The organism is Variovorax defluvii, assembly GCF_039541515.1.
Lineage (GTDB): Bacteria > Pseudomonadota > Gammaproteobacteria > Burkholderiales > Burkholderiaceae_C > Variovorax > Variovorax defluvii.
On record NZ_BAABGJ010000009.1, the window covers coordinates 198695 to 215241 of the forward strand.

12 protein-coding genes are annotated in these 16547 nt (G+C 69.0%); all 12 read left to right on the top strand.

Going from position 1 to position 16547, the window contains the following annotated elements; all coding sequences use genetic code 11:
• The first annotated feature begins 31 nt into the window (after positions 1–31).
• The 12 genes from ABEA07_RS06045 (at position 32) to ABEA07_RS06100 (ending at position 16523) form a co-directional block, all read left to right on the top strand.
• Complete coding sequence (locus ABEA07_RS06045) at positions 32–2233, top strand: FAD-dependent oxidoreductase (protein ID WP_345536533.1); 2202 nt, start codon at positions 32–34, stop codon at positions 2231–2233.
• 244 nt (positions 2234–2477) lie between these two features.
• Complete coding sequence (locus ABEA07_RS06050; protein WP_345536535.1) at positions 2478–3983, top strand: efflux transporter outer membrane subunit; 1506 nt, start codon at positions 2478–2480, stop codon at positions 3981–3983.
• Positions 3984–3996: 13 nt separating this feature from the next.
• Entirely contained in the window at positions 3997–5223 is a 1227-nt protein-coding gene (locus tag ABEA07_RS06055) for an efflux RND transporter periplasmic adaptor subunit (protein ID WP_345536537.1), read from the top strand.
• An 18-nt stretch (positions 5224–5241) separates the two neighbouring features.
• Entirely contained in the window at positions 5242–8370 is a 3129-nt protein-coding gene (locus ABEA07_RS06060; protein WP_345536538.1) for an efflux RND transporter permease subunit, read from the top strand.
• A gap of 263 nt (positions 8371–8633) precedes the next feature.
• A complete protein-coding gene (locus ABEA07_RS06065; RefSeq protein ID WP_345536539.1) occupies positions 8634–9005 on the top strand; it encodes a hypothetical protein in 372 nt (123 codons plus the stop codon).
• 187 nt (positions 9006–9192) lie between these two features.
• Complete coding sequence (locus tag ABEA07_RS06070) at positions 9193–9846, top strand: trimeric intracellular cation channel family protein (protein ID WP_345536541.1); 654 nt, start codon at positions 9193–9195, stop codon at positions 9844–9846.
• 187 nt (positions 9847–10033) lie between these two features.
• On the top strand, positions 10034–11485 hold the full coding sequence (locus ABEA07_RS06075; protein ID WP_345536592.1) for an NCS1 family nucleobase:cation symporter-1: 1452 nt from the start codon (positions 10034–10036) through the stop codon (positions 11483–11485).
• Between the two features lie 35 nt (positions 11486–11520).
• Positions 11521–12285, top strand: a complete 765-nt coding sequence (locus ABEA07_RS06080) for an aspartate/glutamate racemase family protein (RefSeq protein ID WP_345536542.1) — start codon at positions 11521–11523, stop codon at positions 12283–12285.
• A gap of 52 nt (positions 12286–12337) precedes the next feature.
• A complete protein-coding gene (locus tag ABEA07_RS06085) occupies positions 12338–13084 on the top strand; it encodes a GntR family transcriptional regulator (RefSeq protein ID WP_345536544.1) in 747 nt (248 codons plus the stop codon).
• Between the two features lie 80 nt (positions 13085–13164).
• A complete protein-coding gene (locus ABEA07_RS06090; RefSeq protein WP_345536545.1) occupies positions 13165–14550 on the top strand; it encodes an FAD-containing oxidoreductase in 1386 nt (461 codons plus the stop codon).
• Between the two features lie 244 nt (positions 14551–14794).
• Positions 14795–14941: a hypothetical protein gene (locus ABEA07_RS06095; protein ID WP_345536547.1), complete on the top strand. Its 147-nt coding sequence runs from the start codon at positions 14795–14797 to the stop codon at positions 14939–14941.
• Between the two features lie 88 nt (positions 14942–15029).
• Positions 15030–16523: a nucleobase:cation symporter-2 family protein gene (locus ABEA07_RS06100; RefSeq protein WP_345536548.1), complete on the top strand. Its 1494-nt coding sequence runs from the start codon at positions 15030–15032 to the stop codon at positions 16521–16523.
• Positions 16524–16547: the final 24 nt, after the last annotated feature.

Consider the following 16547-nt stretch of genomic DNA (forward strand, 5'->3'; position numbering starts at 1 on the left):
CAAATAACCTGCCCAAGAGATAAACAAAAATATGCATCTGAATAGCCTTGCGCGAGCATGGAGGCCATCTGTTCCGGTCATTAGCGCCACCAGCCGCACGCTCTTTCGCGGAGACGCGCCCGCGCCCCCATCTAGCGAGGAGATCCTGAAAGCCCGCATTCCGCCCATTGCCAATGCAATGCTGCAGGGCATCGGAAACGTGCTGTGCATTGCGCCGAGGTCACAGACCTGGCTTGCCGGCGCGCCGGCCAACGTCACGTTCCTGCCCCAGGCGATCCCGCGGGACGAATTGATGCGCTCCATCCAGCGTTTCCAGCCATCCGCGATCGTCGTCGGCGACCAGGCCGTCGACAACGAACTCAGCGCAGCATGGAAAGCCGCATGCCCTGGCCAGCAGCTCGTACTTATTCGCAGAGGCACGAGCCTGGACAAGATTGATAGGCGCGCGTGCGAAGACCATGGCATCCAGCTCGCCAATACCCACGGCGTGAACGCAACGCATGTCGCAAGCTACGCAGCAACGCAGCTAAGGGATGCACAGGGCCGCATCAATGCGGACATCCGCCTGCTCGGCTACGGGGCCGTCGGGTCAGAGCTCGTGAGGCTTCTGCGCACGGAGGCTCCACCCCTGAAGGTTACTGTTCTCGTCCGTGAAGGCAGGTCCAGGGCGGGGACCGGACCGGAGCAACGCGACAACTGCGTCTTCATCGACAGCTGGGAGCAGGCTTTCGACGATGCCAGCGCGGTCGTGATCGCGGTCGCGACGAACCGGGAAACGGTCGGCAGGATCGACCAACACCACATCAACCGAATGAACGGCCCGGGTCGCATCGTCTGTGTCTCGAAGCCCGACGTATTCAGCGACGAAGCGCTGGTGGCACTGGCGGACAGGCGCGATATCGAGCTCGTCGTCGACTATGGCCCCGCCACGCTGGAAGCCTTTCAGCAGCGGCTGCAGTCACTCGGCGTGCCGCAGGAGCGCTGGGGCTCGGCGCTGCGTCTGACGAGCTTGGCAGCGACCGGGGACGAGTGCAAGTTCGACCTCGACTACGCCGTCGCGATGCGCTTGGCCACGGTTGCTGTCGACCAGATGGTCGCACGCAAGCTCGGTGACTCCTTTGCCATTCCGGCGCATCCACCGTCGTTCGATGCGCCAGCAGCGGCTGTGGTGGGTCGGGGTATCAATGGACTCTTCCAAACCTTGCTTCTGCGGCTGGCAGGATACAAGGTCTGTGTATATGGAGACGACAACGAGGCCGCCGGCGCGAGCCACAAGAACATCAACATGCGGCATCTGTCCGCGACGGAGACAACTGCCAAGCCCCTCCACAATCCCTTCCTGCTGCCGATCAACTCGGAGTTCATCGTCGCACTTAACCGCGGCGGCATGGAACTCTTTCGAAAGTTCCTGCAAGACAATCCGACGCTGCGTCAACTGGTCCAGGATGATGTCGTTCGTGCGTTCCCCGAAGGAGAGCCGGACCATGGCATGTCGCTCCAGCAAGACATCAGCCTGCGCGACTGGCCCGGTGGCCGGAAGGGTGAGGGCTACAGCGACATCGGTGTCGAGGAGTTTCAGCGCTCGTTCGGCGTTCCCGGCATCGCCCGCGCCATCCGCCTGCCTGGATATGACCTCGAATTTCGCAAGCTCATGCAAACGCTTCCCCGGATGCTCGAAAAGGCCGGAGTGACCTTCGTCGAAGGCCGCCTTGACGCGGAACAGATCGTCGAAATGGGTCGCTGCGATCGGCCTGTTGTCGCGGCCATGGGCGTCGCGGGCGAAGGCGTCATCCCGATCGTCGGCTGGTTCGTCAGGCTGCGGGCGGTGGGCTCGGAGGGCCGCGGAATCCGGGGTCTAAAGCTCCAGTACGACTTGCCGATCGGGGTCATGAATTGCAGGCTCGATGGCGACCACCTTCTGATTTCGGGAGGACAGGTGCCCTTTGGGAGCTCTGAGACCGAAAAGCAGGCGATTCAGGGCAAGGTCCTGGGTGCCATCAGCCGACACTTCCCCCGCTCGTACGCGCAGGCGGTCGCGAGTGACGGACTTGAAGTGCTTGCATGTGCCCGACCGGGCGCCAAGGATGGTCTGCCGCGAATTGAACGGCAAGGCAATCTGCTCAGTTGCGGGGCGACCTATGCCGGCGGCACCACGCAGGGCTTGCTGCTGGCTTCGGTCGTTCAATCGATGATTCAGAACCGCGGCCCGGCCTTCGGCACGGAAAAGCTCTGATGCACGAATGCGCGGCGGCGGCTGACAGGACGCCGCCGTCGCCTGTGCATCAATGGGCGCTTCGATCCTCATCAATCGTACGAGCCGCTGTGGCTAGGATGCTGGATTTTTCGGTCTGTAGGGACTTGGCGAGCGGGCCGTACGGCCTTGCTATGCTGCCCGCCTTGCACAGCCCACAGGCTGCCAACCCGGCCCAGCGACGCGACCTACAGATCGCCAGCCACGCCTTATCTTGCGGACTCTCATGAGGAACATTCGGCTTTCCGCGCTCTGCCTTGCGCTTCCCTTCGTGCTCGCGGCCTGCACGCTGCCGCGGCCGCCGGGGAAGGTCGAGGCACCGGCGCCGGCGCAATGGACGACTCCGCTGCCGCATGGCGGCTCGCTTCCGGCGATGGCGGACTGGTGGCGCCAGCTCGACGATCCGCTCCTGGTCGAACTGGTCGAGGCCGCGCAGGCGGCCAGCCCCAGCGTGGCGAGTGCAGGCGCTCGCATCGCCGAAGCGCGCGCCTCGCGCGTGGCGGCGGGCGCGGCGCTGGCGCCCAACCTCAGCGCGAATGTGTCGGCCACGCGCAGCAACTCGCCGACCAGCGGCTTCGGCGGCGGCCTGGGCGGCACCGGCAGCGCCACCGGCACCAGCTCGTCCCTCACAGAGATCCCGCCCATCACCACCCTCCAGGCCGGTCTGCAATCGAGCTGGGAGATCGATCTCTTCGGCGGCCTGCGCGCCACGCGCGACGCCAGCCAGGCCCGCCTGGGCAGCGCCGATGCCAGGTGGCACGAGGCGCGCGTCTCCGTCGCCGCCGAGACGGCCGATGCCTATTTCGGCGAGCGCGCCTGCCGCCGTCAACTCGCGGTGGCGGAAGCCGACACGCGCTCACGTGCGGAGACCGCGCGGCTGACCGACCTGTCCGCACGCGCCGGCTTCACCGCGCCAGCCGATGCCGCGCTGGCCCGTGCCGGTGCCTCCGACGCCTCGGCGCGGCTCACGCAGCAGCGCGCCCAATGTGCCCTGCTGCGCCAGTCGCTGATCGCACTCACCGGCCTTGATCCAGGCGGCTTGCAGACCCGGCTCGACGGCGCCTCCGTGGACCGCGCGCTGCCGGCGGTGCAGGCCATCGGCAGCGTGCCGGCCGAGGTGCTGGCCCAGCGCCCTGACGTCTACGCCTCTGAACTGGGCGTGGCCGCGGCCAGCGCCGAGGCGGGCTCCGCACTCGCGCAGCGCTTTCCGCGCCTGACGCTGCAGGGCTCGATCGGCCGGCTGCAGTTCCGCACCAGCGGCTTGCGCGACACGGTCGACACCTGGAGCATCGGCCCGGTGGCGCTGTCGGTGCCAATCTTCGACGGCGGCACGCTCGCCGCCAACGTCGACGCCGCACGGGCGCGCTACGACGAGGCGGTCGCTGCCTACCGCGGCAACGTGCGGCAGGCGGTGCGCGAGGTGGAAGAGGCGCTGATCAACCTGCAGAGCACCGATGCCCGCGCCGGCGATGCCGATACGGCCGTGCAGAACTACCAGGCCTCCTTCGACGCCACCCAGGCGCGCTACCAGACCGGCCTGGCCAGCCTGTTCGAGCTGGAGGATTCGCGCCGCACCCTGTTCGCGGCGCAGACCTCGCGCGTGTCGCTGCAGCGCGAGCGGGCGCAGGCCTGGGTCGCGCTCTACCGATCGACCGGCGGCGGCTGGACGCGGCCCGGCACGGAGCGCGCCACGGCGACCTCGTCCATCGCGCCGGCGTCGGTCGCACCCTGAACGAAGAGAACACATGACAAGAATGAAGCGTTCCACCCTCCTCATCGTCGGCCTCGTGGCCGTGCTGCTGATCGCGGCCGTGGTCTTCCTGTTCTCGGGCCGCCAGCGTGCCGAAGGCGGCGCCCCGTCCAAGGAGGCAGCCGCCCAGCCCCGACCCGCGCTGACCGTCACCGTCGCGCGGCCGGAAAGCACCGAACTCACCGTCACCCTCGCCGCCAACGGCAACGTCGCGGCCTGGCAGGAGGCCAGCATCGGCTCCGAATCCAACGGCCTGCGCCTGGCCGAGGTGCGCGTGAACGTGGGCGACGTGGTCAAGAAGGGCCAGGTGCTCGCCACCTTCTCGGCCGAGACCGTGCAGGCCGACGTCGCCCAGGCCCGCGCCTCGCTGGCCGAGGCCCGGGCCACCGCCGCCGACGCGGCCGCCAACGCGGCCCGTGCCCGCACGCTGCAGCAGACCGGCGCCCTGAGCCAGCAGCAGATCAACCAGTACCAGACCGCCGAGCAGACCGCCAAGGCGCGCGTCCAGGCCGCCGAAGCCGTGCTCGCGGCGCAGCAGGTACGCGGGCGCAACACCCAGGTACTGGCCCCGGACGACGGCATCATCTCCTCCCGCACCGCCACCGTGGGCAGCGTGGTCGGCGCCGGCACCGAGCTGTTCCGGCTGATCCGCCAGGGCCGGCTGGAATGGCGCGCCGAAGTGACCTCCGCCGAGCTGGGCCGCGTCGCCGTGGGCACGCCGGCGATGGTGACCAGCGCCAGCGGCGCGCAGGTCAAAGGCCGGGTGCGCAGCATCGCGCCGACGGTCGACCCGCAGACCCGGGCTGCGCTGGTCTACGTGGATTTGCCCGCCCTCCAGCAGAACACCGCGATCAAGGCCGGCATGTTCGCCCGCGGCGAATTCCAGCTCGGCCGCACCGCCGCGCTCACGGTCCCGCAGGCCGCGGTGGTACCGCGCGACGGCTTCAACTACCTGCTGCTGCTGCAGCCGGACAGCCGCGTGGCACAGCTCAAGGTCGAGACCGGCCGCCGCGTCGGCGACCGCCTCGAGATCACCAGCCAACTGCCCGAGGACGCGCGCATCGTGGTGCAGGGCGCCGGCTTCCTCAACGACGGCGACCTGGTGCGCGTGGTGGAGCCGCCGATCGCGTCATCCGCGTCATCCGCGTCATCCGCATCTCCCGCATCTTCCGCGTCGGCCGGGCCCGCCAGGGCCGCCGCGGCCGAGCCCAGCGTCAAGTAAGCCCAGGACACCCTCGCCATGAACGTCTCGGCCTGGTCCATCCGCAATCCGATCCCGGCGGTGATGCTGTTCGTGCTGCTCACCTTCGCGGGCTTCCTGTCCTTCAACGCGATGAAGGTGCAGAACTTTCCCGACATCGACCTGCCGACCGTCACCGTCTCGGTGGCGCTGCCGGGCGCCGCGCCCTCGCAGCTGGAGAACGACGTGGCACGCAAGATCGAGAACTCGATCGCCACCGTGCAGGGCCTCAAGCACATCACGACCAAGGTGCAGGACGGCGCGGCCACCTTGATCGTCGAATTCCGGCTCGAGAAGCCGGTGCAGGAAGCGGTGGATGACGTGCGCTCCGCCGTGCAGCGCGTGCGCGCCGACCTGCCGGCCGACGTGCGCGATCCGGTGATCAACAAGCTGGACTTCGCGGCCCAGCCGGTGCTGGCCTTCACCATCGCCTCCTCGCGCATGGACGCGGAGGGCCTGTCCTGGTTCGTCGACGACACGGTGACCAAGAAGCTGCTGGCCATCAGCGGCGTGGGCGCGGTCAACCGCGTGGGCGGCGTGACGCGCCAGGTCCACGTCGACCTCGATCCCGCCAGGCTGCAGGCGCTGGGCGCCACCGCCGCGGACATCTCGCGCCAGCTGCGCCAGGTGCAGACCGAAAGCGCCGGCGGCCGCACCGACCTGGGCGGCAGCGAGCAGCCGGTACGCACCCTGGCCACCGTGCGCTCGGCCGACGAACTCAAGGACATGCAGATCCCGCTGTCGGACGGCCGCAGCATCCGGCTGGACCAGGTGGCGCGCGTGTCCGACACCATCGCCGAGCCCCGCGCGGCCGCGCTGCTGGACGGCAAACCGGTGGTCGGCTTCGAGGTCGCGCGCAGCCGCGGCGCCAGCGAAGTGGAGGTGGGCGCGGCGGTGCAGAAGGCACTGGCCGACCTGCGCGCGCAACACCCCGACATCCGGCTCACCGAGGCCTTCAACTTCGTCGACCCGGTGCAGGAGGAATACGACGGCTCGCTGCACCTGCTCTACGAAGGCGCCTTCCTGGCGGTGCTGGTGGTCTGGCTGTTCCTGCGCGATTGGCGCGCCACCTTCGTCTCGGCCGTCGCGCTGCCGATGTCGGCCATCCCGGCCTTCATCGGCATGCACTACCTGGGCTTCTCGATCAACGTCGTCACCCTGCTGGCGCTGTCGCTGGTGATCGGCATCCTGGTCGACGACGCCATCGTCGAGGTGGAGAACATCGTGCGCCACCTGCGCATGGGCAAGACGCCCTACCAGGCGGCCATGGAGGCGGCCGACGAGATCGGCCTGGCGGTGATCGCCACCACCTTCACCCTGATCGCCGTGTTTTTGCCCACCGCCTTCATGAGCGGCGTGGCGGGCAAGTTCTTCAAGCAGTTCGGCTGGACGGCGTCGCTCGCGGTCTTCGCCTCGCTGGTGGTGGCGCGGATGCTCACGCCGATGATGGCGGCCTACCTGCTCAAGCCGGTGGTGGGGGCCGAGAAGGAGCCGCGCTGGCTGAGCTTCTACATGCGCCTGGCCGAGCGCAGCCTGCGGCACCGCTTCACCACGATGGTGCTGGCCACCCTCTTCTTCTTCGGCTCGATCGCGCTGATCCCGCTCTTGAAGACCGGCTTCATCCCGCCCGACGACAACTCGCAGACGCAGGTGTACCTGTCGCTGCCGCCGGGTGCCACGCTGGCCCAGACCATGGCGACGGCCGAGGAGACGCGCCGCCGCGTGATGGGTGTGGAGCACGTGAAGAGCGTCTACACCACGGTGGGCGGCGGCAGCGCCGGCGGCGACCCCTTCGCCAGCTTCGGCACGCCCGAGACGCGCAAGGCCACGCTCACCATCCAGCTCGCTCCGCGCGGCGACCGGCCGCGCAAGCAGGGCATCGAGAACAACATCCGCAAGGCGCTGGAAACGCTGCCCGGCGTGCGCACCACCGTCGGGCTGGGCGGCTCGGGCGAGAAGTACATCCTGGTGCTGACCGGCGAAGAGCCGGCCACGCTCACCGCAGCGGCGCGCGCGGTCGAGAAGGACCTGCGCACCATTCCCGGCCTGGGCAACATCACCTCCACCGCCAGCCTGATCCGGCCCGAGATCGCGGTGCGGCCCGACTTCGCGCGCGCCGCCGACCTGGGCGTGACCAGTTCGGCCATCGCCGAGACGCTGCGCGTCGCCACCATGGGCGACTACGACCAGGCTCTGCCCAAGCTCAACCTGGCGCAGCGCCAAGTGCCGATCGTGGTCAAGCTGCAGGACTCGGCGCGTACCGACCTGCACTTGCTGGAACGCCTGACCGTGCCCGGCGCGCGCGGCCCGGTGATGCTGGGCCAGGTCGCCACGCTCAGCATGGAGGGCGGCCCCGCGGTGATCGACCGCTACGATCGCTCGCGTAACGTCAACTTCGAGATCGAGCTGTCGGGCGTGGGCCTGGGCGACGCGAAGAAGGCGGTGGAGGCCCTGCCCTCCGTGCGCAACCTGCCGCCCGGCGTGCGCGTGGCCGAGGTGGGCGATGCCGAGATGATGGGCGAGCTCTTCGCCAGCTTCGGCCTGGCGATGCTGACCGGCGTGCTGTGCATCTACATCGTGCTGGTGCTGCTCTTCAAGGACTTCCTGCACCCGGTCACCATCCTGTGCGCGCTGCCGCTGGCCCTGGGCGGAGCCTTCATCGGCCTGCTGCTGGGCCGGCAGGCGCTGTCCATGCCCTCGATGATCGGCTTCATCATGCTCATGGGGGTGGCGACCAAGAACTCCATCCTGCTGGTCGAGTACGCCATCGTCGCGCGCCGCGACCACGGAATGAACCGCTGGGAGGCACTGCGCGACGCCTGCCACAAGCGCGCGCGGCCGATCATCATGACCACCCTGGCCATGGGCGCGGGCATGGCCCCCATCGCCTTCGGCCTGAGCGCGGCCGACTCCAGCTTCCGCGCGCCGATGGCGATGGCGGTGATCGGCGGGCTCATCACCTCCACCGTGCTGAGCCTGCTGGTGGTCCCGGCCGTGTTCACCTACGTGGACGACGTCGAGCACTGGCTGCACCGGATGGTGGCGCGCATCCGCGGGCGCCAGCCGGACCCGGCCGACGCGCCCGAAGGGCCGCCGCCGCGCGTGCACGACGCCCGCGCCGTCCCGTGAGCGATGCCGGCGGCCCGCACCTGGATGGCCGCGGGCCATCCACCCACCGGCCTTCAGGGTGCGGGCATCCTGGCGGGTCGTGTCGGCTGGTACGCGGCGCCGCATCGTCCCCGGACCTCAGAAGCTGCAGGTGAAGCCGCCGCGGCCGGGCTGGTGCCGGCGGATTTCGGGCGCCGCACCTACCCCGCCGCGCAAGCCCTTCGCACACACGCAGGCGCGGACGGCATGCGATGCTGCGCCACACCGTCCCGTGGGAGAGCACCATGAATCGAAACCGAAGGATCTGCGGGCCTGTTCTTTGCTGCGCCGCCCTCGCGGCCGGCGCATTGACGGCCGGCGCCCAGCCGGCTCCCGATCCCCTGCAGCAGCGCTACGAGCGCGAGATCGCCGCCTGCAACAGCGGCGACCGGCCGGCGCCGGCACGCGAAGCCTGCATCCGTGCCGCGGGCACCGCGCTCGACCGCGCCCGCGGCGGCCCGCCGGCGGAAGTGCCCCGCCCTTCCGCCGACGGCCGCGCCACCATCGTGACCCCGCCAGGCGGAACGCCGCCTTCCAGCGGCTCGGATGCCGTCACCTCCGGCGACGGCCGCGCCACCATCGTGCTGCCGGCGGACCGCTCGCCGCCGCAGCGCTGAAAGACCGCCGGCACACCGGCCAGTCCCGTGGTTTTGGCCTGGCCGGCGCGGCCAGGCACCATCTGGCCGCGTGGCCGCATGGCCGCCCCACTCTCAACGAAACGACGATTTCGGGGCCGTCCATCCATGGGACTGCCGGCGATCTACCATCGCCACCTCCACCACGCCACGACGCCACCGCGCCGCCATGTCGAGCCTGCTGCTGTCCCAAGTGCTGACCCTGTCGCATGCCCAGGTCGTGATCGAGGCCGCTGCGACCGTCGCCTTCGCGCTCTCCGGACTGATCGAAGCGGCGCGCAAACGGCTCGATGCGGTCGGCGTCTGCGTCGTGGCCGGCCTGGCGGCCTTCGGCGGCGGCACCCTGCGCGACGTGCTGCTGGACCGCCGGCCCTTCTTCTGGGTGCAGCACGCGGGCTGGCTTTGGGTGCTGCTGGTGCTGTGCGTGGTCGCGATGTTCTTCATGCGCTCGCGCCACTTCACGCTCACCGAACGCGCCATGCAGTGGCCGGACGCGCTGGGCCTGGGGCTCTTCGCCGCCAGCGGCACGCAGATCGCGCTGGGGGCCTCGATGCCGGCGATCGTGGCGGTGCTGATGGGCATGGTGACGGCGGTATGCGGCGGCGTGCTGCGCGACATCGTCTGCAACGAGATCCCGCGCGCCTTCAGCGATCACCGGCCCTATGCGCTGTGCGCCTTCCTCGGGGCGTGGCTGGTGGTGATGGCCGAGCGCCTGGGCCTGCCCGACTGGCTGGGGCTGGTGGCGGCCGCCGGGACGGCGACGCTGCTGCGGGTGCTGGCCTTGTTGTTGGGCTGGCGCCTGCCAGCCTGGCGTGCGGACTGATCACTCCCCCTCTCTCATCCCCTCGGGTAAACCCCGATCCGCGGATCGCAAATCGCGCTTGATTGCACCCATTTTTTGTATACAAATATAGGGTGCAACACCGAACCGGACCCCCCGTCCGGAATCCGCCACCCCGCCACGAGGAGACAAACCCGTGAACACCGCCGCCGCCCAAGCCAGCGTGGAGATGCCGATCGCCGGCCACGCGCCGCACGAGTCCAACGCCGTCATCAAACCCGGTTACGACCCGGCCCTCACCAACGAGGACCTCGCGCCGCTCAAGAAGCAGACCTGGGGCCAATACAACATCTTCGCCTTCTGGATGTCCGACGTGCACAGCGTCGGCGGCTACATCACGGCGGGCAGCCTGTTCGCGCTGGGCCTGTCGAGCTGGCAGGTGCTGGTCGCGCTGCTGGTGGGCATCTGCATCGTGCAGTTCTTCTGCAACCTGGTGGCCAAGCCGAGCCAGGTGACGAGCACGCCCTACCCCGTGATCTGCCGCGCCTCCTTCGGTGTGCGCGGCGCCAACATCCCCGCCATCATCCGCGGCCTGATCGCGGTGGCGTGGTACGGCATCCAGACCTACCTGGCCTCGGCCGCCTTCATGGTATTGGCCCTGCACCTGTTCCCGAGCCTCGCGCCCTATGCCGACGTGAAGCTGCACGGATTCGCCGGCCTGTCGACGCTGGGCTGGGTCGCCTTCATGGTCATGTGGGTGCTGCAGGCCTTCGTGTTCTGGCACGGCATGGAAGCCATCCGCAAGTTCATCGACTGGGCCGGCCCGGGCGTGTACGTGGTGATGGCCGTCCTGTGCGGCTGGCTGGTGTGGAAGGCCGGCTGGAGCAACATCGACCTCAATCTCGGCGGCGTCAAGTTCGAGGGCTGGGACGCCCTGCCGGTGATGCTGTCGGCCATCGCGCTGGTGGTGAGCTACTTCAGCGGGCCGATGCTCAACTTCGGCGACTTCTCGCGCTATGGCAAGAGCTTCGATGCGGTGAAGAAGGGCAACTTCTGGGGCCTGCCGATCAACTTCGTGTTCTTCTCGCTGCTGACCGTCATCACCACCGCCGCCACGCTGCCCGTGTTCGGCGAGCTGATCACCGACCCGGTCCACACCGTGGGCAAGATCGACAGCACCACCGCCGTCGTGCTGGGCGCGCTGACCTTCATGATCGCCACCATCGGCATCAACATCGTGGCCAACTTCGTCTCGCCGGCCTTCGATTTCTCCAACGTCGCGCCGCAGCACATCAGCTGGCGCACGGGCGGCATGATCGCCGCGGTGGGCTCGATCTTCCTGACGCCCTGGAACCTCTACAACAACCCCGAGGTGATCCACTACACGCTGGACGTGCTGGGTTCCTTCATCGGCCCGCTGTTCGGCATCCTGATCGCCGACTTCTACCTGGTGCAGAAGCAGCACGTGGTGGTGGACGACCTCTACACGCTCAGCAGCAAAGGCCGCTACTGGTACCGCAACGGCTACAACATGAAGGCCGTGTGGACCATGATCCCCTCGGCGCTGATCCCGATCCTGTGCGTGCTGATCCCCTCGTGGCGCGGCGCCGCCAACTATGCCTGGTTCATCGGCATGGGCCTGGGTTTCGTGATCTACGCCCTCCTGAACCGCAAATCCTGAACCGCTCTCCCGAGCTGAAGAAAACCGAGTCCGCCATGCGCATCAAGATCATCAACCCCAACACGACCTGGAGCATGACCGAGAAGATCGGCGCCTGCGCCCGCTCCGTCGCGCGGCCCGGCACGGAGATCGTGGCGGTCAGCCCGGCGATGGGTCCGGCCTCGATCGAGAGCCACTACGACGAGGCGCTGGCCGTGCCCGGCCTGCTGCAGGAGATCGCGGCGGGTGAGCGCGAGGGCATCGACGGCTACGTCATCGCCTGCTTCGGCGACCCCGGCCTGATGGCGGCGCGCGAACTGGCCCGCGGGCCGGTGGTCGGCATCGCGCAGGCGGCCATGCACGTCGCCAGCCTGGTCGGCACGCGATTCAGCGTGGTGACCACGCTGTCGCGCACCATCGGCCAGGCCCGCCATCTGGCGCAGGCCTACGGCATGGACCGCTTCTGCGCCAACGTGCGCGCGTGCGAGATCCCGGTGCTGGAGCTGGAGGCGCCGGGCAGCAAGGCGCGCGAGCGCATCGTCGACGAGTGCCGGCGCGCGCTGGAGCAGGACGGCTCCGACACCATCGTGCTCGGCTGCGCCGGCATGGCCGACCTGTGCGCCCACATCGGGCAGGTGCTGGGCGTGCCGGTGGTGGATGGCGTGGCCGCGGGCACGCAGTTGGTCGAGTCGATGGTGAACCTGCGCTTGCAGACCAGCAAGCGCGGCGAGCTGGCTTCGCCGCCGGCCAAGCCGATGGAGGGGCTGCTGGAGGGCTTCACCATCGCGCCGACGGCGCCGGCGCTGAAGCGCGCGGCTTAGCGGCCCACTCGGGTCGGTCACAGCGCCGGCCCGGTCCGTCCACAATCGCCCCATGCCCCGCGTCACCAAAGCCTCCGCCAATCCGTTCACGGCCGCGCCTGCCGCATCCGCCGCGCCCGACAAGAGCGCCACCATCGAAAGCATCGCCCAGGACATCGCCACCGCCATCGTCGAGAAGCGCCTGCCGCCCGGCACCTGGCTGCGCGAGGAGGCGCTGGGGCGGGTGTACGCGGTCAGCCGCACCAAGATCCGGGCCGCGCTGCTCACGCTCTCCAAGGACAAGCTGATCGAGATCATTCCCGACAAGGGGGCCTTCGTCAGCAAGCCCAGCGTGGAGGAGGCGCGCGAGGTCTTCGGCGTGCGCCGCATCCTCGAGAGCGAGGTGGTGCGCCTGTTCGTCGCCAAGGCCCGGCCGGTGGACTACCGCGCGCTGGAGCAGCACATCCGGTTCGAGCGCACCACGCTCAGCGCGACGACGACCACCGGCACCGTGCGCGAAAAGCTGCTGGGCGACTTCCACGTCGCGCTGGCCGAGGCCGCCGGCAACCGCACGCTGGCCGAGCTGGTGCGCGAGCTGGTGGCGCGCAGTTCGCTGATCGCGATGCTCTACCACTCCTCCAACGATCCGCACTGCTCGTCCGACGAGCACTCGGACTTTCTCAAGGTGTGCCGCAGCGGCGACGTCGAAGCCGCGGTGCACTGCATGACCGAGCACCTCTCGCGCATCGAAGCCAACCTGCAGCTCGGCGGCGATGCGCCGGACCGCCAGCTCGACTTGGTGAAGGCCCTGCTGGCCTGAGGCGATCGACCATCGACAGGCCGCTGGCGGGAATGCCGCGAGCCTGAGACACTGGCCCGCTCACCCCCAGGAGACCGGCCATGGACGACACCTTCGACGCCATCGTGATCGGCACCGGCCAGGCCGGCCCCGCGCTGGCCGGCCGCCTCTCCCAAGCCGGCTGGCGCGTCGCGGTGGTGGAGCGGCACCGCTTCGGCGGTACCTGCGTGAACACCGGCTGCATCCCGACCAAGGCGATGGTCGCGAGCGCGCACGTGGCCTCGCTGCTGCAGCGGGGCGCGGAATACGGCGTCTCGGTGCCCGGGGGGGCGCAGGTCGATTTCCCGGCGGTGATGGCGCGCAAGAGCCGGATTTCCGGGCGATCCAGCCAGAACGTGGAGCAATGGGTGCGGGGCATGCCGGGCGTGACCGTGATCCAGGGCCATGCGCGCTTCGAGGAAGCCGGCGTGGTGCGCGTGGGGGAGCGGCTGCTGCGCAGCCCTCGCATCTTCGTGAACGTGGGCGGCCGCGCGAGCGAACTGGCGCCCGAGATCCGCAACGGCGTCACCGTGCTGAACAACGCGTCGCTGATGGCGCTCGAGCGCCTGCCCGAGCACCTGGGCGTGGTCGGGGGCAGCTACGTCGGCCTGGAGTTCGCCCAGATGTTCAGGCGCTTCGGCGCCCGCGTGACGGTGCTGCAACGCGGCGCACAGATCGTGCCGCGCGAAGATGCCGACGTGGCGCGCGCCCTTCAACAGATCCTGGAACGCGAGGGCGTCGAGATCCGCACGGGCTCGGAGTGCTTCGCCCTCCGCCCCGAGGGGGATCGCATCGCGGCGCGCTGGCGCTGCGGCGACGAGCAGGACGACATCGTGTGCACGCACGTGCTCAACGCGACGGGCCGCCGGCCGAACACCGACGATCTCGGCCTGGACCGCGCCGGCGTGCGGGTCGACGCGCGCGGCTACATCGAGGTCGACGAGCAGTTGCGCACCTCGGTGGAAGGCATCTGGGCCCTGGGCGATTGCAACGGCCGCGGCGCCTTCACGCACACCGCCTACAACGACTTCGAGATCGTCGCCGCCAACCTGCTCGACAAGGACCCGCGGCGCCTGAGCGACCGAATTCCGGCATACGCGCTCTACACCGATCCGCCGCTGGCGCGTATCGGCATCACGTCCGGCGAGGCCTTGGCGTCGGGGCGGCCGACCTTGATCGGCGAGCGGCCCATGTCCCGGGTCGGCCGCGCGGTGCAGAAAGGCGAGGAGCAGGGCTTCCTGCGCGTGCTGGTGGATGCGCAGACGCGCCACTTGGTCGGCGCCACCCTGCTCGGCGTGGACGCCGACGAGGCGGTGCATGCGCTGCTGACGCTGATGTACGCGCGGCAGCCGGTCGACACCGTGCAGCGCGCCGTCTTCATCCATCCGACCGTGTCGGAACTCCTGCCGACCGTCCTCGGCTCGCTCCGGCCCCTCGAAGCGCCCTAGCCCGGACCGGGCACCCCCGCGCTCATGCACCAGGGAAGCGCTGTCACTTATCGGTAACAACCTTGCAAGCCCGTGACATTTTTGCTAGCCGGTCTTGTGGTTAAGTCCGCGTGCGCCACCCCCTCCCTGTCCCTTCTTTACGAGGGCAATTTATCCCCCGAGCCGGTGAATAACGTTGTGGAAAAGACCGTGAGCAACTCGCCGATGCGTGACAGGACGGGGCTTCCGACAGGATGCCTTTCAAATGCGCATCGTTCTTATGCGCACCGTTTTGCTGCGGCGCACCATTCCGGCGCCGCAGGCTCGATCACTCGGCCTGAATGCCGAGCGCGCGGCGATCCGCCGGATCAATGCCGCCCCCGGGTTTTCCGCCATACGTTGCGCCGCCTGAACTGTATACAGTTTGGCGTACAAATCTGTGAGCCGCCCGGTGCGGCGGCGTCCACACTTCCGACAACGCACCCAGGAGTCCCCCCTGCATGAGCGCCAACACCGCCTCCACGCCGACCGTCCATCCCGTCGACGAGCGCCTCCCCACCGGCAAGCTGGCCGCCCTCGGCCTGCAGCACGTGCTGGTGATGTACGCCGGCGCCGTCGCCGTGCCGCTGATCGTCGGGCGTGCCCTCAAGCTCAGCCCCGACGAGGTCGCGCTCCTGATCTCGGCCGACCTCTTCTGCTGCGGCATCGCCACCCTGATCCAGGCGCTGGGCGCAACGCAGTGGTTCGGCATCCGCCTGCCGGTGATGATGGGCGTGACCTTCGCCTCCGTCGCGCCCATGGTCGCGATCGCCAACGCCAACCCGGGCCAGAACGGGGCGCAGCTGCTGTTCGGCGCCATCATCGGCGCAGGGGTGATATCGATACTGATCGCGCCCCTGGTCTCGCGCATGCTGCGCTTCTTCCCGCCGGTGGTGACCGGCACCATCATCGCGGTCATCGGCATCAGCCTGATGCGCGTGGGCATCAACTGGATCTTCGGCAACCCGGTGGGCCCGACGGCGCCCGCCCTGGTCGACCCGGTCTACGCCAAGTGGCTGGCCGAGGTCACTTCGCCGGGCAGCTCGGTGCCGCCCGTCCCCAAGGGCCTGGCCATCGTGCCCTCCGTGCCCAACCCCAAGTACGCCGACCTCGGCGGCCTGGGCATCGCGGCGCTGGTGCTGGTGTCGATCCTCCTGATCGTGAAGTACGCCAAGGGCTTCATCGCCAACATCTCGGTGCTGCTGGGCATCGTGATCGGCGCCGTCGTGGCCACGATCTTCGGCTTCATGACCTTCGAGAAGGTGGGCAAGGCCGCCTGGGTCGACGTGGTGTGGCCCTTTCATTTCGGCATGCCGCAGTTCGACCCGATCCTGATCCTCACCATGACGCTGATCATGATCGTCGTGATGATCGAGTCCACCGGCATGTTCCTCGCGCTCGGCGAAATGACCGGCAAGCAGGTGGGCCAGAAGGAGCTGGCACGCGGCCTGCGCACCGACGGCCTGGGCACCCTGATCGGGGGCGTGTTCAACACCTTCCCCTACACCAGCTTCTCGCAGAACGTCGGCCTGGTGGCGGTCACCGGCATCAAGAGCCGCTACGTCTGCGTGGCCGGCGGCATCATCCTCATCGTGCTCGGCCTCCTTCCCAAGATGGCGGCGCTGGTGGAGTCGCTGCCGACCGTGGTGCTGGGCGGCGCCGGGCTGGTGATGTTCGGCATGGTCGCGGCCACCGGCATCCGCATCCTCGGCGGCGTGGACTTCAAGAACAACCGACACAACGCGATGATCGTCGCGGTGTCGATCGGCATCGGCATGATTCCGCTGATCGCGCCCAACTTCAAGCAATGGATGCCGCACGGGATCCACTCGCTGGTGGAATCGGGCATCCTGCTGGCCTCGATCTCCGCGGTGGCGCTGAACCTCTTCCTCAACGGTGCGAAGCAGGACGACGAGGCGATCATCGCTGCCGCCAAGCAGGCCGAAGCGCATTAGTTGGTTCTCCCTCAGGCTCCCCCA